The organism is Sphingobium sp. CCH11-B1, from assembly GCF_001556865.1.
Taxonomy (GTDB): Bacteria; Pseudomonadota; Alphaproteobacteria; order Sphingomonadales; family Sphingomonadaceae; genus Sphingobium.
Genome location: NZ_LSJY01000056.1, coordinates 33,420 through 51,664, shown reverse-complemented (window position 1 = coordinate 51,664; position 18,245 = coordinate 33,420). Strand labels below are relative to the sequence as shown.

Here is an 18,245-nt window from a genome sequence, read left to right as displayed (position 1 = left end):
GGGACGGGCCGACCAGCGACCAGGCAACAAAGGCGATCGCCGCGACCGCGATCACCGTCGGCACGAACCATCCCGAAACCGTGTCGGCAAGGCGCTGGATCGGCGCGCGGCTGCGCTGCGCATCGGCGACCATCTGGACGATGCGCGCCAGCATGGTGTCGCGCCCGATCTTCTCGGCGCGCATCACAAGCCCGCCGGTCTGGTTGATGGTTCCGCCGATCAGCTTCGCGCCCGCCTCTTTGGTCACCGGCATGGACTCGCCGGTCACCATCGATTCATCGACCGTGCCGCGCCCATCGAGAACTTGGCCATCGACCGGCACCTTCTCGCCGGGACGGACGCGCAGGGTATCGCCAACCAGCACCTGGTCGAGAGCGATTTCCTCGTCGGATCCGTCGGAACGAACGCGGCGGGCGAGCTTGGGCGAGAGGTCGAGCAGAACGCGGATCGCGCCGCTGGTGGTTTCGCGTGCGCGCAGTTCGAGCAATTGGCCGAGCAGCACCAGCACGGTAATCACCGCTGCAGCCTCGAAATAGGTTGGGACAGCGCCATGTGCGGTCTGAAACGCCTTCGGGAAGACGCCGGGCGATAGTGCGGCCACCATGCTGTAGGCCCAGGCAACGCCGGTCCCCATGGCGATGAGAGTGAACATATTGAGATGACGGCTTTTTAACGAGGCCCAGCCACGCTCGAAGAATGGCCAGCCGGCCCAGAGAACCACAGGCGTCGCCAGCGCCATTTGCAGCCAGTTCGACAACCGAGGGTCGATAAATCGGTCGAGCCCCAACAGATGACCGCCCATTTCAAGCACCACAACGGGCAGCGTCAAAATGAGGCCGATGACGAAGCGCTGCTTCATGTCGGCAAATTCGGCAGACGGACCTTCGCCGAGCGTGGGGGTCATCGGCTCCAGCGCCATGCCGCAGATCGGACAACTGCCCGGACCCGGCCGCTGGATCTCGGGATGCATCGGGCAGGTCCAGATCGCGCCTTCAGGTGCAAGCTTGGCTCGGCGAGGCGCATCGCTCAAATATCGAGCCGGATCGGCATTGAACATGGCCAGGCAACCGGCGCTGCAGAAGTAGTGATGCGTGCCGTCGTGGACCGTGACATGCTCGGTAATCGCCGGATCGACGCTCATCCCGCAGACAGGATCGATTGCCATTCCCGGTGTCGCAGGCCCGGAATGGGCGCAGCAGCTGTGATTATGATGCGACTCGGCCATAGATTGTGCTCCTTCAGTCGCGAGCTTAATCGACCCTGACATCATGTCAGGGTCAAGACCCTTTCAACTTGCCGCTTCGAGCGGGTCGAGAGTGCCAAGCCATGCGACCAATGCGAGGATCGTCACTACTGCCGTGCCCTCTGCCAGCAGACTTCGTTTGAGACCGCTGAGCGTCGGCGCAGGATCACCATTGCCGATCGTGGCACCGAGCGCAGGGGTCAACCGCCAGCGATTGAGCGCGGCCAGCGCCAGCATTGCGGTAAACAGCAGCAGTTTGATGATCAGCAGCTTGCCATAAGGGGTAAGGGGCAACCCCGTGAAATGCGGGAAGCCCACAACTGCGAGGCAATTGATGATCCCGGTGGCCAAGATCAGGCCGACGACGAGCGCGCCAACCCGCGAAAATCGATCGAGCGCGCGGTGCACTACGGTCAGATGCATATTCGATCGGGCCGTTTCGGGCCGAAACAGCATCCACGCGAAGGCAGCGATTCCGCCAATCCAGGCCGAAGCCGCGAGCATATGGACGATGTCACTGAGGCGATGGACCGTCCCGATCCAGCCTTCGGTTGCACCGGCATGCCCGGTCCAGACGAGAGTGGCGATGGCAACCGCAGTTGTAGCCAGCAAGACAAAGTGTGCGGCCGTTGGCCAGCGGCGAAGCGCAATTGCTGCGGCCACGGCAGCCATCATCGCTGTCATCCGGACGATCCATGCCGTGCCGATTGCGGTCCCGCTGACGATCTCACGCATCGTTTCGCGATCGACGGACAGGAGGCTCGAACCCGTCATTGATGCGACAAGTGCAAGCATTCCAAGTCCGGTCAGAACAAGACCTGCAAGAGTTAGAGCGAGTGCGGGACGTGCCAAGGGCAGCAAGCCGAGGCTGCGCTCTTTGCGGTTCAAGGCGTAGAGCGTGAAGGCAGTCAGGCCCGCCAGCACCATCAGGACGGCATAAAGCGCGAACCGGATGACGATGACGGGCAGGTTTTCCATGATGGCTAGCGCACGGTGAAGGTGAAGTTGCCACTCATGCGGTGCGTGTCCGCGCCCGCTGCCGCCCACGTCACGCGGTAGGTGCCGACTGTGAGCCCGCGTCGTAGCTGCAGTGTCATCGACTTGCGGTCCTTGCCCATTTGCGCGGTGAAGCCGGTGATTGGCATCGGCGCGTGGCTGGCCATGCCTGGCATGCCGGTCATCGCGATCTCGGCGCGTGCTGTGGCGCCGATGACGGCTTCGTTGAAGCGAAGTTCGATCCTGGTCGGAGCGGCGACTGTGGCATTGGCGGCGGGGCTCGATGAAACGAGTTGGGTATGAGCGGCAGCGATCTGCGGGGCAGCAAGCCCCAGTGCCGCGGCGGCGAGGGCAAGACTTGGCAGGCGCATCTACAATCTCCTTGGGCTGCGTGTCGTAAGGCAATACGCAGCGCAAATCCTGGCCCCTCGAAATTTGTTGCAGGAATTTCTTTGAGGGATGAGGCGCCCGTCCGCGTATAGGAAGTGAAGACATGAGGAGATTGTCCGTGCCCGACCTTGATCAGGCGCTTCACCGCCTTGGCGCATTGCCGGTTCCGTCCAAGCTGGCCGCGATCGACGATGCCGTGTTCGTCGGCCTTGCGCAGAGCCGCCGGGAAGCAGTAGCTGCCCCTCGCCTGCTAGGGTTTGCCGCTGCGCTTGCATTGGTCCTCGGGGTGGCCGGTGGCGGGCTAGTCGGCGGAGAGCCTGCCGTCGCGCAGCCGATGTCGCCCTTCGTGCCCAACAACCCGCTGGCACCATCGACCCTGCTGGCGGTTCATCCGTGAGCTGGGGCAAGCGTCTGGCGCTGATCGCACTTGTCGCCTTTCTGGCGGCTTTGGGCGGCACTTATGCGGGTCGGGCCATCTTTGCGCCGCAACGGCAGAGCGAGACCGAACTTCATGCGCTCCTGCACAAGGAGTTGAGCCTTGATGCCACCCAGGCAGCGAAGATCGAGGCCATCGAGCAGCGGTTCGCGGTTCGCCGCAGGGCGCTTGAACTCGAGATGCGGGCGGCAAACGCCCATCTCGCCGCCGCGATGCAGGCCGAGCATGGCTATGGACCGGAAGTCACCGCGGCGATCGATCACACCCATCAAGTCATGGGCGAGATGCAGAAGGAGACGCTTCAGCATCTCTTTGCCATGCGTGCCGTCCTCAAACCCGCTCAGGCGGCGAAGTTCGACAGTACCGTGGTCAAGGCCCTTTCGCCTGAAGTTCCGGCTCCCGAAGCGCAGTGAGTCTGCCGCTGTCCGATGGCAGCGATGCGGAACTCGCGGTGCTGGCGCTTGGCGGCAGGCAGGATGCCTATCGCGAGCTGCTGGCGCGACACCGGGAATCAGTATTTCGTCTGGTCCGTGCGACAACCGGCGATCCGCACGAGGCGCTCGACATTACGCAGGACACCTTCATCGCGGCCTTTGCAGCTCTGGGGCGCTACGATCGGGAGCGGCCCTTCGCAGTCTGGCTCAAGAGAATTGCGCTCAACAAATGCCGCGACTGGGTTCGGCGGCGCAGGGTGCGGTCCTTCTTTACACGCGCTGCGCCACTGGATGACTCGTTCAATATCTCCGACGATGCTGTTCCCGCCGATGTTCAAGCTGCGGACAAGGCAGAACTGGCTCGGGTGACCGCCGCCATTTCTCGGCTGCCCGCGCGTTTGCGCGAGGCGCTCGTGTTGCGAACTGTGGATGGGCTGAGCCAGACCGAGACCGCACAAGTGCTCTCCGTCAGCGAGAAGACGGTCGAGACCAGGCTCTATCGAGCCCGCACGAAATTAAAGGCGTTGCTCGGCGAATAATGTCGTCAGGAAAATTTTGAGGGGCCGGACGCGGTGCTGCGTATGGGCTTGTGACAGTTTCACAATCTCATCCGGATTACCCATGCCTGCAATCCCGTTCGATCGTCGCACCCTGATCCGTTCCGCCGCATGGGGTTGTGGTGGTTTCGCCCTCTCGTCGGCTCTGCCCGCATGGGCGCGCAGCGGAACACCCGGTCTCGCCGGACCAATGGCGACAATTTCGGGAGAGGACATCGCCCTTTCGATCGGCCACGCGATGATCGGCATCGGCGGCCGTGAAGGCCATGCCGTCGGGATCAACGGCGCTACCCCCGGCCCCGTCATCCGGCTGAAGGAAGGCCAGAGGGTTCGCCTTGCGGTGACCAATACGCTGGCTGAGGAAAGCTCGATCCACTGGCACGGCCTGCTGGTTCCGTTCCAGATGGACGGCGTTGCGGGGGTGAGCTTCCCGGGAATCAAGGCGGGACAGGCCTTCACTTACGAGTTCCCGGTGCGCCAGTCCGGCACCTACTGGTATCACAGCCATTCGGGCATGCAGGAAGCCATGGGCATGTATGGCGCCATCGTCATCGATCCGGCCGGCCCCGATCCCGCCCGCTATGATCGTGAGCATGTGATCCTGCTCGCTGACTGGAGCTTCACCCATCCACATGAGTTGCTGCGCAAGCTGAAGGCGCAGGGCGGTTATTTCAACATGCAGAAGCAGACCCTGTCCGACCTGCTGGCAGGCAAGGAGCAATCCGCTTCCGAACGGCGCATGTGGGCGAAGATGCGGATGGACCCGACCGACATCTCGGATGTCACGGGCTCGACCTATCACTACCTGGTCAATGGCCACGACTGCACGGCCAACTGGACCGGTCTGTTCACGCCGGGTGAACGCGTGCGCCTGCGGATCATCAATGCTTCGGCGATGACCAACTTCAACGTGCGGATACCGGGCCTGCCGATGACGGTGGTCGCCGCCGACGGGCAGAACGTGCAGCCCGTCGAGACCGACGAGTTCCAGATCGGCATCGCCGAGACCTACGACGTGATCGTCCAGCCTTCGGCGGACATGGCCTATGGCTTCATTGCCGAGGCGATCGACCGTTCAGGCCAGGTCCGCGCGACTCTGGCACCGCGCCTCGGCATGGTCGCGCCGATCCCTGTCATTCGCGAACGCCCGCTGCTCACCATGAAGGACATGGGCATGGGCGAGGTGGACATGTCCGGCGGTGGCCATTCAGGACACGGCGCGGCAGCACCCGCCGCTGACCCGATGCCGGGCATGGATATGTCGGGCAGTGGCGACATGTCCGGAATGGACATGAGTGGCGGTTCCATGAACATGCGAGATCCTTCGGTCGCGCCGCAGGTCAAGCTCGGTCCGGGGGTCGCGACCCTGTCGCCGATGCCGATGGACCGGACCGGCGAGCGCCCTACAGGCCTCGAAAAAGTCGATCACCGCGTCCTGACCTACCACGACCTTAGGTCGCTGGCCCCCAATGCCGACACCCGCACGCCATCGCGCGAGATCGACCTGCATCTTACCGCCAACATGGAGCGCTACATGTGGTCCTTCGACGGCGAAAAGTTCAGCGAGAATACTGAACCGATCCCCTTCCGGCATATGGAACGGGTGCGCGTCAACCTCATCAACGACACGATGATGCCGCACCCGATCCACCTCCACGGGCATTTCTTCGAGCTTGTGACTGGCAATCCAGGCCATCACCCGATGAAGCACACGGTCAACGTGCTGCCCGGTGGCAAGGTCTCGTTCGACTTGACTGCGGACGGGCTCGGCGACTGGGCGTTCCATTGCCACATGCTGCTCCATATGATGTCCGGCATGTTTCGCGTCGTGACCGTGCGCCATGAGGAGGACGCGGCATGAGAACGATCCTGCTCAGCACTGCCGCTGCGCTGCTGACTGTGCCCGGTATCGCCGCGGCACAGTCTTCCATGCCGGGCATGGACATGAAGGGCGTTCCGCAACCGTCAGACTCCGCTCCGCCCAAGGCGCCAGCTGATGCGCACGCCGGACATTCAACGCCTGAGGCGCCTGCACCAGCGCCTAACAAGGCCGATCCGGACGCGGCGCATGATACGACCTCCAAACCCTCCAGTGTAGAGGCGATGGATCATTCGGGTCATGACATGGCCGGAATGGCAGACATGCCCGCTCATGGAACGGAAATCGGCACCGCTCCGGCCCCGGCCCCGCCAGCCGATCATGCTGCCGACGCGGTGTTCGATCCGGCCGAGATGGCCCGATCGCGCGAAGCGTTGCGCCGAGAGAATGGCGCATTCACAGGCTCGATGGTGCTGTTCGACCTTGCCGAATATCAGGCGCGCAAGGGCGGCGATGGCTATCGCTGGGAGGGCGAGGCGTGGTTCGGCGGCGACATCGATCGCCTGCTGATCAAGACCGAAGGCGAAGGCACCTTTGGCAAGCCGATCGAAGACTTCGAGGTCCAGGCGCTCTATTCGCGGGCAATCTCGCCGTTCTGGAATGCGCAGGTCGGCGTGCGCCATGACATTGTCCCCAATCCCTCGCGGACTTATGCCGTCATCGGCGTTGAAGGCATCGCGCCCTATTGGTTCCATGTGACAGGACAGGTGTTCCTGTCCAACAAGGGTGATGTCCGGGCGCGATTGGAAGGCAGCTACGATGAGCGCATTACCCAGCGGCTCATTCTCCAGCCCCGGGTCGAGTTCAATTTCTCCGCACAGGATATTCCCGCAATCGGCATGGGCTCGGGGCTTTCGGACTTAGAGCTGGGTGCCCGGTTGCGCTATGAAATCCGTAAGGAATTCGCGCCCTATGTTGGTGTCGAATGGGTGAAAAAGACCGGCAATAGCGCCCGGTTTGCGAGGGCAGTCGGCGAAGATCCCGATGTCGTCAATTTAGTGGCGGGCATCCGGTTCTGGTTCTGAGAGGCCGTAACCAGCGCCTCTACCTGCTCGCGAGCAGGACACACTGTGGCTGGCTCTCGTGATCGGCGTGCGGACGCGCGCCTGCAAGTCGCCGCGGTTCAGCGCTTTGGAGTTCTTTTTCCAAGCAAGAGCATGGAAAGCGCTGCTGCCGCGAACGCCGCACCGGTAGCAAAAGTCACGCTCATCCCGAATTGATTCCATAGCAACCCGGCCAGGACACTTGCGACGAGCATGGCAATACCCGTTGCCAGATTGAACAGGCCGAACGCCGAGCCTCTCAATTCCGGAGGCGCACGCTCGGCCACGAGCTTTGCCATCAAGCCTTGGGTCAGCGCCATATGCAGACCCCAGAGCGCGATGCCGATGAAAGCGCCCAGCAATCCCGGTACAAGGGCAAGGAGCAGATCGGCGAGGATCAGGCAAGCAAGCCCCCATCCCAGCAAAGTGCGAGCCGAAAGCCGGTCCGAAGCAATGCCGGCCGGATAGGCACCAGCAGCGTAAACGATGTTCATGACGACGAGGACTGCTGGTGCAAATGTCAGGGGAAGTCCTTCAGCTGACGCCTTGAGTATTAGGAATGCTTCGCTGAACCGGGCAAGTGTGAACACAGATCCAAGCGCAGTCACTCGCCAGAACGGGCTCTCGAGTAGCCTCAAGTCGACGAGCGTGATTGGTGGCCGGTTCGGCATAGCCTGTTCATGACCGCACCGGTCCTCAACTCCGAAAATCACAAGCAGGACGGCAAGTATGGCGGGTACCACCGCGATCCAGAAGACAAGCCGAATATCATCGCTCAATGCTGCCATCAGCCCGATGGCGAGAAGCGGACCAGCGAAGGCTCCGACAGTGTCGAGCGACTGGCGCAGGCCGAAGGCCCGCCCGTGAATGGCTTCAGGCGTGACGTCGGCAACCAGCGCATCACGCGGGGCGCCCCGCAGACCCTTGCCGATCCTGTCCGCGAAACGTGAGGCGAGAACCACTGCAGCCGACCCGGCAAGGGCAAAAAGCGGTTTGGAGAGCGCGCCCAGCCCATAGCCCAAAAGGATCAGCGGCTTTCGTCGGCCCATCCGATCCGAGATATAGCCCGAGAACACCTTGCTAATGGAGGCGGTCGCTTCGGCAATTCCATCTATCAGTCCGACCATGACGACGCTCACACCGAGTGTGGTCGTGAGGAACAGCGGCAACAATGCGTGAATGATCTCGGACGACAGGTCCATGAACAGGCTGACAAGGCCGAGCGCCCAGACTGTGCGGGGAACCTTATCCACGTGGGCGCGGCGCCAGGGTTTCGATGATCTTGCAGTCGGCTACCGTCCCGTGGCTGCATGAACCGATTACGCGCGCAAGTTCAGCGCGCAGGGCCGTCAGGTCAGCGATCTTTCGGTCGATCTCAGCCAGGTGGACACGGGCGATACGGTCGACTGCTTCGCAGGATTGATCGACGTCGTCGGCAAGCGTGAGCAACTCGCGTACTGCATCCAGCGGAAAGCCAAGAGTCCGGCTGCGACGAATGAATGCCAACCGCTGTGTATCTGCATCGCGATAGATACGCCGCCCCGAAGCGCTGCGTTCGGCCTGGGGCAACAACCCGCTCTCTTCATAGAAGCGGATCGTATTTACCTTGGTTCCCGTCAGCCGGGCCAGGTCGCCGATTGCTAGATGTGGCGCCTCTGTCACCCTCGATCTCCATGTTGCGATTGATTCGCAAAAATCGCTTGCTCCTACAGTTACTGGAGGTTGTATCGGAAGTCCATGAACCTCGCCGAATCAAGTAAATCCGGGCTAAATCGCGTGATTGCCGCGCGAGGCTTACTGCCGATCCTCTTGGCTTTCCTGACGATAGCGCTTGGCCTGACGCAACCTGCCTACGCCAAGGCAAGCGATGACGATGTGCAAACCGCGTGGCGGTTGCTCGACTATGTGGCGGTCGATTACCGGGGTGCGGTTGCCGCTGGTCAGGTCAAGAGCGCATCCGAATATGCGGAGATGACCGAGTTTTCGGTGACGGTTGAAGCCAAGATTGCGGCCCTTCCGGTTACAACCAATCGCGCCAGCCTGATCGCCGAGGTCAGGGCGTTCCGGGCAATGGTTGCCCGGAAAGCAGCGCCCGATGATGTAGCGAAAGCCGCGCGGGCGCTTGGCAGCCATTTGCTGACTGCATATCCCGTGCCGCTCGCACCGACCAAAACGCCCGATCTTGAGCGTGGCGCGGCGCTCTACGCCGACAATTGCGCGAGTTGCCACGGCCTGAATGGCGATGGCCATGGCCCCGATGCTGCCAAACTGAACCCAGCACCCGTTGCTTTCCGCAATGCAGACCGCGCCCGCGAGCGCAGCCCATTTGCCCTCTATCAGGTGATTGGTCAGGGCCTCGACGGGACAGCGATGCGCAGCTTTTCCGAACTTCCGTCGCAAGATCGCTGGGCGCTCGCCTTCTATGCTGGCCGTTTTGCTTTCGGAGAGAGCGAAAAAGGCGAGCAGCTTTGGAAATCTGATCCTGCCTTGCGTAGCCGCGTTCCAAGCCTTGCGGCTCTCGCCGGATTGACCCCTGCAACGCTTGGGCAGCAAATCGGGCAGGACAAAGCTGACGCGGTATTGGCCTACTTGCGTGCGCATCCAGAAGCGGTGACAGCGGTGAGGGCCGGATCATTGACGGTCGCGCATGAGAAATTACAGGCGAGCGTTAGGGCCTATGAGGCGGGCGACCGGGAAGCGGCCAAGAAACTGGCACTTTCGGCCTATCTCGATGGATTTGAACCTGTGGAACCCGCCCTTGCGGCCCGCGATGCGACACTGATGGGCCGGATCGAAGCCGAGATGGGCAATCTGCGCGCGATGATCGGTCGCGGCGAGCCTGTTGCCGCAGTCAAGGATCAGGTCGCTGTTCTCGATACACTGTTCAGTGATGCCGAAGAGGTGCTGTCGCCTGACGCCGCCAGCACAGCATCCACATTTATCGGTGCCTTCACCATCCTGCTGCGCGAAGGACTGGAGGCATTGCTGATCGTCGTTGCGATGATCGCTTTCTTGCGAAAGGCGGATCGCGGGGAAATGGTCCGCCATGTCCATAGCGGCTGGGTAGCGGCCCTCATTGCCGGCGGCGTCACCTGGGCGATCGCTACCTTCTTCATCGGCATCAGCGGCGCGAGCCGCGAGCTGACCGAGGGCTTCGGCTCCTTGTTCGCGGCCATCGTCCTGGTATCGGTGGGTATCTGGATGCACGGCAAATCTCAGGCAGGCGAATGGCAGCGTTATATCGATGAGACGCTGGGCAAGGCCTTGTCGCGCAGCTCGGCATGGTTTCTGTTCGGCCTCGCCTTCATTGTCGTTTACCGCGAGGTATTCGAGACGATCCTGTTTTATGCGGCCCTCACTGCGCGAGGGAGCGGTGCAGTCATTCTTACTGGTGCAGTCACCGCCATTTCCTTGCTCGGGATCATAGCGTGGGTGATGCTGCGGTTCAGCGCCAAGCTGCCGGTAAGCGAGTTCTTCAAATATAGCTCCGCCCTCATTGCCGTCCTCGCGATCGTGCTGGCGGGCAAGGGTGTGGCCGCGTTGCAGGAGGCCGGGATGATCGACATCGCGCCGCTTGCCCAAATCCCGCGCATACCGGTGCTGGGCTTGTTCCCGACGTGGGAATCCGTGGGCGCGCAGCTTTTGACGGTTGCGATCGTCGTGTTGGGTGGCTGGTACAACGAGCGGCTTGCCAGACGGTCGGGTGCTGCATGACTTGGAGAGCAAATCATGGCTGACGATTGCTGCGCCAGCGCATGCGGAAGCAAGACCACGCTCAACGATCCGCGCTGGCGCAAGATTTTGTGGATCGCGCTGGTCCTGAATGCGGCGATGTTCGCGCTTGAGATCGTGGTGGGCCTGCTCGCCCATTCGCGCTCGCTCCAAGCCGACGCCCTCGATTTTCTCGGCGATGCCGCCAACTATGCAATCAGCCTCGGCGTTGCGGGCCTGGCGCTGCAATGGCGGGCGCGAACGGCCCTGATCAAAGGGGGCACCATCCTGATCTTCGGAATTGGTGTGCTCGGCTCAGCTCTTTGGGGTCTGGTCCACGGAGCAACGCCAGATCCAATTGCGATGGGCGCGGTCGGCTCTCTTGCCCTGCTGGTCAACGCTTCGGTTGCGCTGATGCTCTACCGCTACAGGACAGGCGATGCGAATATGCGCTCGGTATGGATCTGTTCGCGAAACGACGCGATCAATAACCTGCTGGTTATCGGCGCCGGACTTGCGGTGCTTTGGTCAGGCAGCGGGCTACCCGATCTGATCGTCGCTTTCATCATGGCGACGCTCGGGATCAGTGGGGGCTGGCAGATCGTTCGGCAATCGCTGCAAGAGTTGAAAGATCGAAATGTGCCCGAAGCCGTGCGCGGCTGAAGGTGCGTCGGGAATCGTGCTGTCTGAGGCTACATTGCAGGGAGGATCCTTCTATCCTAGACGCCGCGGCGTGAATCGTCGGTTGATTGCATTTCTGGTTCAGATGGCTCACGCGCAAATCTACTGGTAGTCAGAGCAACTGCACGCAACCTCAAGGAAAGCTTCAGTGTCGGCTATACCGTGATCCAGATCCAAACCGAACCGGGGGCGAGTGCGCGCTCGAACCCGACGATGGCGTCCAGGCACCCCTATCCCGATTTTCCGAGCCATCTCCGAGTTTTTCTGCATTGGCTGAACCACCTATTTCAAGCTGATCGGCAAACCCGCCGCGATGAAGATCGCGGAATCAACCGCTCTAGCCACCTCCTGATTGATCTTGCCCGCAACATCGCGAAATCTTCTAGCAAGGGCGTTGTCGGGTACAATGCCCAGACCCACTTCGTTGGCGACCAGAATGACCGGCCCCCGCGCGCTTAAAACCGCATGCACCAGCCCTTCCGTGGCGGCAGCCGTATCGCGTTCCGCCAGCAGCAGGTTGGAAGCCCACAGCGTCAGGCAATCGACCAGCACCACCGTTTCGGGCGTACTATATGACGTGATCGCCTCCGCCAGTTCCAGCGGGGCCTCGACGGTTGACCAGCGCGGACCGCGATCAACGCGGTGCAGCGCGATCCGCTCGCGCATCTCGTCATCGAAGGCCTGAGCGGTCGCCAGATAGACCAGTTCACCTGTCAGGATTTCGGCCCGGCCTTGGGCAAAGCGGCTCTTCCCCGAACGCGCCCCGCCCAGCACCAGCAAGTGACCGATAGCCCCGCTCACGCTCTGCCTCCCGCCATGGAAAGCGCCACCAGCGCGTCAATATCGAGATGCTCCTCCAGCGCGGTTGCGATATCGTCCAGTGCCGCCTCGACAGAGGCGCCATAGTCCACGCCTCCGGCTTCTACGTCTATGCGCGACAACAGTGCCCGGCGCAGCTCCGCATCGGCCAGCAGGCCGTGGACATAGGAACCAAACACCGTTCCGCCCGCATTTATCGCGCCCTCGCGTCGGCCATCAGCGAACACGGCGAAAGGCCGCTCCGTATCCGGTCCGCCGGTTCGCCCCATGTGCATTTCATACCCCTGAAAAGGCGCGCCCATTGCCATCCCGCTGACCGGGCGCAGCGCCTTGTCTGCGTGCAAGGTTGTTTCGACATCCAGCAGGCCGAGGCCGCGGGCGACGCTGGCCGGGCCTTCCAGTCCATCAGGATCGGCGATGCTGTTGCCGAGCATCTGGTAACCACCACAAAGCCCCAGGATCAGCCCGCCACGCCGGTAATGTCCGAGAATATCGATGTCCCAGCCTTCTGCGCGCAGAGCGGCCAAATCAGCAATGGTTGCCTTCGATCCAGGCAGGATGATCAGCGCAGCCTCTGCCGGGATCGGCTGGCCGGGCGGGACCATGCGCAGTTCAAGCGCCTCTTCGAGTTTCAGCGGATCGAGGTCATCAAAATTGGATATGCGCGGCAGGATCGGACAGGCGATCAACTTGCTGCCCCCCGCACGCGCCTTGCCGCGCTCCAGTACCACGGCATCTTCGCTGGGGAGCCGCGCTGTTGCGCTCAACCATGGGACAATGCCGAAGCCGCGCCAGCCTGACAGGCTTTCGATTTGGGCGTAGCCATCGGCGAACAAGGCGGGATCGCCCCGGAACTTGTTGATGATGAAACCCTGGATCATCGCCGCGTCGGCTGGGTGGATAATCGTCTTCGTGCCGACGATGGCGGCAATGACTCCGCCGCGATCGATATCGCCGACCAGGACGACCGGAACACCAGCCGCTCGCGCAAATCCCATGTTGGCGATGTCGCCGGCGCGAAGGTTGATTTCCGCAGGAGAGCCGGCACCCTCGACCACGACGATGTCGCACGCCCGGCGAAGCCGGTCATAGCTGGCCAGAACGTCGCCCAGCAACGCGCCCCGTGCCTGCCGGAAATTGCCCGCGCCCAATGTGCCCCGCACCCGGCCATGCACGATCAGTTGCGATGTGCGGTCGGCCTGCGGTTTCAGCAGCACCGGGTTCATGTCGGTATGCGGTTCAACCTCGCACGCTATCGCCTGCAAGGCCTGCGCCCGCCCGATCTCGCCGCCGTCGCTGGTGACAGCCGCATTGTTCGACATGTTCTGCGGCTTGAACGGCAAGACCCGCAAACCCCGCTGCACCAAGGCGCGGCACAGCCCCGCCACCAGCACGGATTTGCCCACATCAGAGCCGGTGCCCTGAAGCATTATAGCGCCCACGCCATACCTCCTGCAATTCCGGCCGCCATCAACCACAGACACAGACAGGCACGTGCGTAGATGCCCAACCCGCGCCGAATATCCTGTGGCCCAGCTGGACGGTCTCCCTCCCCAATCCAGAGCTTGTCCGAAAGAATCCCGTCATAGGCGATAGGCCCCGCCAGACGCAGCCCCAACACCCCGGCCATTGCCGCATTGGGCGAGGCGTGCTTGGACGCATCGCGCCACAATATCCGCCAGCCACCCCCACCGCACAGGCAGATCAGCAATCCCGACAGGCGCGCTGGCACGAGGTTCATCGCATCGTCGGTGCGGGCCGCAGCCCCGCCATAGGCGCGCCATCGCTCCTCGCGGTGCCCAATCATGCTGTCGGCAGTGTTGATCGCCTTATAGGCCCAGATACCGGGCAAGCCCAGCACCAGCAGCCAGAACAACGGCGCGACCACCCCGTCGCAGAAACTTTCCGCCAGACTCTCGATCGCCGCGCGGGCAACACCCGCTTCATCAAGCGCCGCCGTATCACGGCCAACGATCATGCCGACTGCGGCGCGCGCGGCGGGCAGATCCTGCCGCTCCAGCGCCTCGGCTACGGGTCGGACATGGTCGTACAGGCTGCGCTGCGCCAGACCCGGCCAGGCCAGCACAGCGATCAGGGGCCAGGCCCAAGGCCCGACGATAGCCACGAGCAGACTTTGCAGCACCCAGCCAGCACCGCCCGCCACACCCAGCAGGATCAGGACGGTGACCACCCCGGCCATGCGCCGCTGTCCATCGGAACGCGAGGGGACATTCCAGCGCCGTTCCAGCGCGGCGATAATCCGCGCAAAGATGCCCACCGGATGGCCGATCCGGCGATACAGTGGCTGAGGCCAACCCACCGCTGCATCAAGCGCCAAGGCCAGCAAAGCGACCGGCTCAATCATCAGCCAGCGCCGCATCGAGGCGATCCAGCGCCTCACGGTCGGCGGGCAGGCCCAGGCGCAGCCAGCGTGGATCGTAATCGAACGGCCGCGTCAGGATGGCATGGCGCGCAAGGCGTTCGAACAGCGCGGCGGCATCGGCCGTTTCGATCAGCCGGAACAGCGGGCAATCTCCCACCGCGCTGAAGCCGCGCCGTGCCAGCACCGCGTCCAGCGCGTGCGCCTGTTCGCGCAAGGCAACCCGCATGGCGGCAATCCAGTCCGCATCCCGATAGGCCGCTGGGCCGATGGCCAGCGCCGCCGCCGATAGCGGCCAACTGCCCAGCCGCTGACGATATTGCGCGATCACCCCGCGCGGGCCCAACACAAAGCCGAGCCGTACCCCGGCCAGGCCGAAGAACTTGCCGAATGAGCGGAAGATAATCAGCCGCTGTTCGTCCTGCACATGGGCGGCAAGGCTGCTGTGCGGGGTCGCATCGGCAAAGGCTTCGTCCACGACCAGCCACGCTGCGCTGTCGCGCCGCGCCTCCAGCCACCCAATCAGGGTGGCAGGCGGCATGATCCGGCCATCGGGGTTATTGGGATTGGCAAGGATCAGGGTCGCTTCCTCTGTCCCCGCCAATTCGGTCAGGGCTACGGGGCGGCTGCGGGGAATCATTTCGCCATGGGTGCGATAGCTGGGCTGGGCGTGGATGGCAGCGCCGGACAGGATATCGCCCAGCATGCGCAAGCCGATCTCCGTGCCCGGAACAGCGCAGACATGGGCAGGGTCCGCGCCGAAACAGGCGGCGGCGGCGGCCTCCAGATCGTTCAGCGCGCCTGCATCGGGCAGCGCCTGCCAGTCCACCGCCAGATTGTCCGCGCCGGGCCAGCCATGCGGATTGATGCCGGTGGACAGGTCGATCCACGGCGCATTGGCCATGCCGAACTGCGCCATGGCATCGGCCAATCTGCCGCCGTGAAAACTGAAGCTGTTCATGCCGTGAGTATCCATAGGCCGGTGATCGTCAAGCTGAGCAGCAAGCCGGTTTCGATCAGTTCGATGCCTGCGCCATGGCCATCGCCGGAAATCCCGCCCAACGCGCGGCGCACGTGCCAGCCCCACCACAGAACGAGTAATGGCGTGATGAGCAGCGCCGGCGTGAACCACGCCGCCGCAGCCAGCGCGGCGGCCCAGATTGCAAGATCGATCGGGCCGATGGCGGAACGGAATCGTGCCGCCAGCCCCTGATGCAGCGGCATCAGCCACCACGTCCACGCCAGCGGGCCGATACGCGCGGCAAACGGCACCAGTCCCAGCGCGCCAAACGCCCGTGCATCCACCAGCATATCCAGCAGCACCAACTTGCTCAGCAGTTGCAGCACAATCGCGACCACGCCAAAACTGCCGACGTGGGGATCGGCAAGGACGGCCAGCAGCTTGTCGCGGTCCTTATGCGCCGCGCCGCAGGCATCGGCGAGGTCGGACAGACCATCAAGATGCAGCGCGCCTGTCACGCCCACCCAGACGATCAGCGCGGCCAATGCGCCCAGCCAGTGATCGACCAGCGCGCCTGCCCATGCGGCGCCCGCAACCGCTGCACCAATCACCAGACCCGCAGCGGGAAACCAGCGCATCGACCGGGCAAACGCGGCATCATCCACGACGATTGTCCGCAGTGGAGCTGGCATCGGCAGCCGTGTCAGGAATTGCAGGGCGATGATGAAGCCCCTCACGGATAAAGCCCCGCGATCTGTGCCGTGGGGGTTGCTCCGGGCCAGACGCGCAACGTCAGCAGGCAATTATAGGGCAGGTCAACGGCCCATGACTGGCGCATGTCAAACCCGCATAGCACCGCCAGGGCGGCGCGCATCGCGCCAGCGTGGGTAACGATCAGCGTCGGTCGCGCGGCCAGATCGCCAATCGCGGCGGACACACGGTCCACCAGCGCGGACAAGCGTTCTCCGCCGGGCGGGGTATGGCCATCGGGATCGTCCCAGAACCGCGCCAGCGCCGCGCCTTCGACATCGCCCGGTGCCATCCCGTCCCAAGCGCCAAAGTCCAGCTCGCGCCAGCGGGGATCGATTGACAGCGGCACGCCGGTCGCCAGCCCGATGGCCTCGCCCGCCAACCGCGCGCGGGACAGGTCGGAGGCCATCAGCACTTCGGCCGCCAGATCGCGCGCCTGATCGACGCAGGCCGCGATACCTGTGGCAGTGGGCAGCGCATCGGTGCGACCGATCAGCCGCCCCGCGCCGTCCGGTTCGCCGTGGCGCAGGAGGTAAAGTGGAAAGCTGCTCACAGGCCGTCTGCCACCCCGGCCTCGGCAAATGTCGCCATACCATTGTGCGTGGCCAGCGCTGCCCGGATTACCGACACCGCCAGCGCCGCACCGCTGCCTTCGCCCAATCGCATGCCAAGCGACAGCAGGGGATCAAGGCCCAGATGCCCGAACAAGCGGATATGCCCCGGTTCAGCCGAACAATGGCCCGCCAGGCAATGATCAGTGATCGCCGGAACGGCGGCGGCAAGCGGCGCCAGCGCGGCGCAGCTGATGAACCCGTCCAGCACCACCGGAATACGCAGGCGGCGCGCCTCCAGCACGGCCCCGGCAATCGCTGCGATTTCGCGCCCGCCCAACCGGCGCAGGATTTCAAACGGGGTGTGCGGCGCATCGGCGTGAAGGGCCAGTGCCTGTTCCACCACCGCCACCTTGCGCGCGATTCCGCCCGCATCAACCCCCGTGCCCGGCCCGACCCATAAAGCGGGCGCGCCGCCATAGCTGCGCGCGCAGAGCGCGGCGGCGGCGGTCGAATTGCCAATGCCCATTTCGCCGACGACCAGCAGGTGCAGCCCTGGCTCCACCACTGCTGCTCCGGCGGACAATGCGGCAAGGCACTCCGCCTCGTCCATTGCCGCAGCCGTGGTGAAGTCCGCCGTGGGCCGGTCGAGATCGAGCGCGATGACCTTAAGATCCAACCCGGCCGCCCCGGCCAGTGCGTTGATCGCCGCGCCCCCCGCCGCAAAATTGCCGACCATCGCGGCGGTCACGCTGGCGGGAAAGGCGCTGACCCCGTGGACGACGAAACCATGATTTCCGGCAAAGATCGCCGCGCGGCCCTGTTCGATCACCGGCTGCACCGTGCCCTGCCATCCGGCCATAAACACCGCGATGTCTTCCAGCCGCCCCAGCGATCCGGCCGGTTTGGTCAGGCTGGCCTGCCGCGCACGCGCCGCGGCGATAGCGTCCGCATCGGCCATGGGCAAGCGCCCAAGGGCCGATTCAAATGCGACCAGCGTGGCAAACCGGCTCATTCCGCGACGAAGCCTGGGTGCGGGTGATGAAATGGCCCTTCACGCCTTGCGGCCATTGCTTGAACGGCACCCGACCATGTTCACTGGCAGCATAGTGGACGGCATAGTCCAGAATGGCCGTGGCGGCGTCCTCGTCCGGCGTGAACCGGCCCAAAACGTAGCCGACCTTGCCCGGCGCGCGCAGGTGGATGGTGCAGAAATCGGTGCAGGCAAACAGGCAGGGCATTTCCTGCACGGCGACCCCGGCATAGCGCGAGTCGCTCTGCTGAACCGAGCGCAGCGCGGCAACAAGTTGCGCGCCGCCGCGCATTCCGGCGGCGTCCTCACGCGCATCGGCACTGTGGCGGCAGGTGTTGCAGGCCACGATAGCGGGGCCGTCCTCCACGGGTATCAGCATGG

20 protein-coding genes are annotated in these 18,245 nt (G+C 63.6%); 7 read left to right on the top strand and 13 right to left on the bottom strand.

Features of this window, described 5'->3' with window-relative positions; translation table 11 throughout:
* From AX724_RS06315 to copC, 3 genes are all read right to left on the bottom strand, one after another.
* Positions 1-1,225: HAD-IC family P-type ATPase (locus tag AX724_RS06315; protein WP_156448009.1), on the bottom strand; the 1,225-nt coding region annotated here is incomplete at its 3' end.
* Positions 1,226-1,288: 63 nt separating this feature from the next.
* The gene (gene copD / locus AX724_RS06310; RefSeq protein ID WP_066764498.1) at positions 1,289-2,221 is read right to left on the bottom strand and encodes a copper homeostasis membrane protein CopD; all 933 of its coding nucleotides are present in this window, start codon (positions 2,219-2,221) and stop codon (positions 1,289-1,291) included.
* Positions 2,222-2,226: 5 nt separating this feature from the next.
* Positions 2,227-2,610, bottom strand: a complete 384-nt coding sequence (gene copC, locus AX724_RS06305) for a copper homeostasis periplasmic binding protein CopC (RefSeq protein WP_066764497.1) — start codon at positions 2,608-2,610, stop codon at positions 2,227-2,229.
* A 137-nt stretch (positions 2,611-2,747) separates the two neighbouring features.
* Here copC and AX724_RS06300 point away from each other — a divergent pair, with 137 nt between their 5' ends.
* The 5 genes from AX724_RS06300 to AX724_RS06280 all read left to right on the top strand — a co-directional run bounded on the left by AX724_RS06300 (position 2,748) and on the right by AX724_RS06280 (position 6,960).
* Entirely contained in the window at positions 2,748-3,026 is a 279-nt protein-coding gene (locus AX724_RS06300; protein WP_231736521.1) for a hypothetical protein, read from the top strand.
* A complete protein-coding gene (locus tag AX724_RS06295) occupies positions 3,023-3,478 on the top strand; it encodes a periplasmic heavy metal sensor (protein WP_066764492.1) in 456 nt (151 codons plus the stop codon). Before AX724_RS06300 ends, AX724_RS06295 begins: the two co-directional genes overlap by 4 nt.
* Positions 3,475-4,038: an RNA polymerase sigma factor gene (locus AX724_RS06290; RefSeq protein ID WP_066764488.1), complete on the top strand. Its 564-nt coding sequence runs from the start codon at positions 3,475-3,477 to the stop codon at positions 4,036-4,038. The genes AX724_RS06295 and AX724_RS06290 overlap by 4 nt, the downstream gene beginning before the upstream one ends.
* An 82-nt stretch (positions 4,039-4,120) precedes the next feature.
* Complete coding sequence (locus tag AX724_RS06285) at positions 4,121-5,917, top strand: copper resistance system multicopper oxidase (protein WP_066764486.1); 1,797 nt, start codon at positions 4,121-4,123, stop codon at positions 5,915-5,917.
* Positions 5,914-6,960, top strand: coding sequence for a copper resistance protein B (locus AX724_RS06280; protein ID WP_066764484.1), 1,047 nt, complete (start codon positions 5,914-5,916; stop codon positions 6,958-6,960). Before AX724_RS06285 ends, AX724_RS06280 begins: the two co-directional genes overlap by 4 nt.
* 98 nt (positions 6,961-7,058) lie before the next feature.
* Here the strand turns inward: AX724_RS06280 and AX724_RS06275 are convergent, their stop codons facing one another.
* Both AX724_RS06275 and AX724_RS06270 read right to left on the bottom strand, forming a co-directional pair.
* Positions 7,059-8,231, bottom strand: a complete 1,173-nt coding sequence (locus AX724_RS06275) for an MFS transporter (protein ID WP_066764482.1) — start codon at positions 8,229-8,231, stop codon at positions 7,059-7,061.
* A complete protein-coding gene (locus AX724_RS06270) occupies positions 8,224-8,640 on the bottom strand; it encodes a MerR family transcriptional regulator (RefSeq protein ID WP_066764479.1) in 417 nt (138 codons plus the stop codon). The genes AX724_RS06275 and AX724_RS06270 overlap by 8 nt, the downstream gene beginning before the upstream one ends.
* 75 nt (positions 8,641-8,715) lie before the next feature.
* Between AX724_RS06270 and AX724_RS06265 the strand changes: the two genes are divergently transcribed.
* A complete protein-coding gene (locus AX724_RS06265) occupies positions 8,716-10,692 on the top strand; it encodes an FTR1 family protein (RefSeq protein WP_066764478.1) in 1,977 nt (658 codons plus the stop codon).
* 15 nt (positions 10,693-10,707) lie between these two features.
* The gene (locus tag AX724_RS06260; protein ID WP_066764475.1) at positions 10,708-11,352 is read left to right on the top strand and encodes a cation transporter; all 645 of its coding nucleotides are present in this window, start codon (positions 10,708-10,710) and stop codon (positions 11,350-11,352) included.
* Between the two features lie 300 nt (positions 11,353-11,652).
* Here the strand turns inward: AX724_RS06260 and cobU are convergent, their stop codons facing one another.
* Genes cobU through AX724_RS06220 form a run of 8 tightly spaced genes read right to left on the bottom strand, consistent with a single transcriptional unit; the run spans position 11,653 to position 18,243 of the window.
* Positions 11,653-12,171: a bifunctional adenosylcobinamide kinase/adenosylcobinamide-phosphate guanylyltransferase gene (cobU, locus tag AX724_RS06255; RefSeq protein ID WP_197421494.1), complete on the bottom strand. Its 519-nt coding sequence runs from the start codon at positions 12,169-12,171 to the stop codon at positions 11,653-11,655.
* A complete protein-coding gene (locus AX724_RS06250; protein WP_066764473.1) occupies positions 12,168-13,631 on the bottom strand; it encodes a cobyric acid synthase in 1,464 nt (487 codons plus the stop codon). The genes cobU and AX724_RS06250 overlap by 4 nt, the downstream gene beginning before the upstream one ends.
* Positions 13,619-14,554, bottom strand: a complete 936-nt coding sequence (gene cbiB / locus AX724_RS06245; RefSeq protein WP_066764503.1) for an adenosylcobinamide-phosphate synthase CbiB — start codon at positions 14,552-14,554, stop codon at positions 13,619-13,621. Before cbiB ends, AX724_RS06250 begins: the two co-directional genes overlap by 13 nt.
* Entirely contained in the window at positions 14,547-15,530 is a 984-nt protein-coding gene (cobD, locus tag AX724_RS06240; RefSeq protein WP_066764471.1) for a threonine-phosphate decarboxylase CobD, read from the bottom strand. The genes cbiB and cobD overlap by 8 nt, the downstream gene beginning before the upstream one ends.
* A complete protein-coding gene (locus tag AX724_RS06235; protein WP_066764469.1) occupies positions 15,527-16,267 on the bottom strand; it encodes an adenosylcobinamide-GDP ribazoletransferase in 741 nt (246 codons plus the stop codon). Before AX724_RS06235 ends, cobD begins: the two co-directional genes overlap by 4 nt.
* Positions 16,264-16,833, bottom strand: coding sequence for a histidine phosphatase family protein (locus AX724_RS06230; RefSeq protein ID WP_066764467.1), 570 nt, complete (start codon positions 16,831-16,833; stop codon positions 16,264-16,266). The genes AX724_RS06235 and AX724_RS06230 overlap by 4 nt, the downstream gene beginning before the upstream one ends.
* Positions 16,830-17,846 (bottom strand): nicotinate-nucleotide--dimethylbenzimidazole phosphoribosyltransferase, encoded by a 1,017-nt coding sequence (gene cobT / locus AX724_RS06225; RefSeq protein ID WP_066764465.1) that lies wholly within the window; start codon positions 17,844-17,846, stop codon positions 16,830-16,832. The genes AX724_RS06230 and cobT overlap by 4 nt, the downstream gene beginning before the upstream one ends.
* Complete coding sequence (locus AX724_RS06220) at positions 17,815-18,243, bottom strand: DUF1636 domain-containing protein (protein ID WP_066764463.1); 429 nt, start codon at positions 18,241-18,243, stop codon at positions 17,815-17,817. Before AX724_RS06220 ends, cobT begins: the two co-directional genes overlap by 32 nt.
* Between the last annotated feature and the right edge of the window lie 2 nt (positions 18,244-18,245).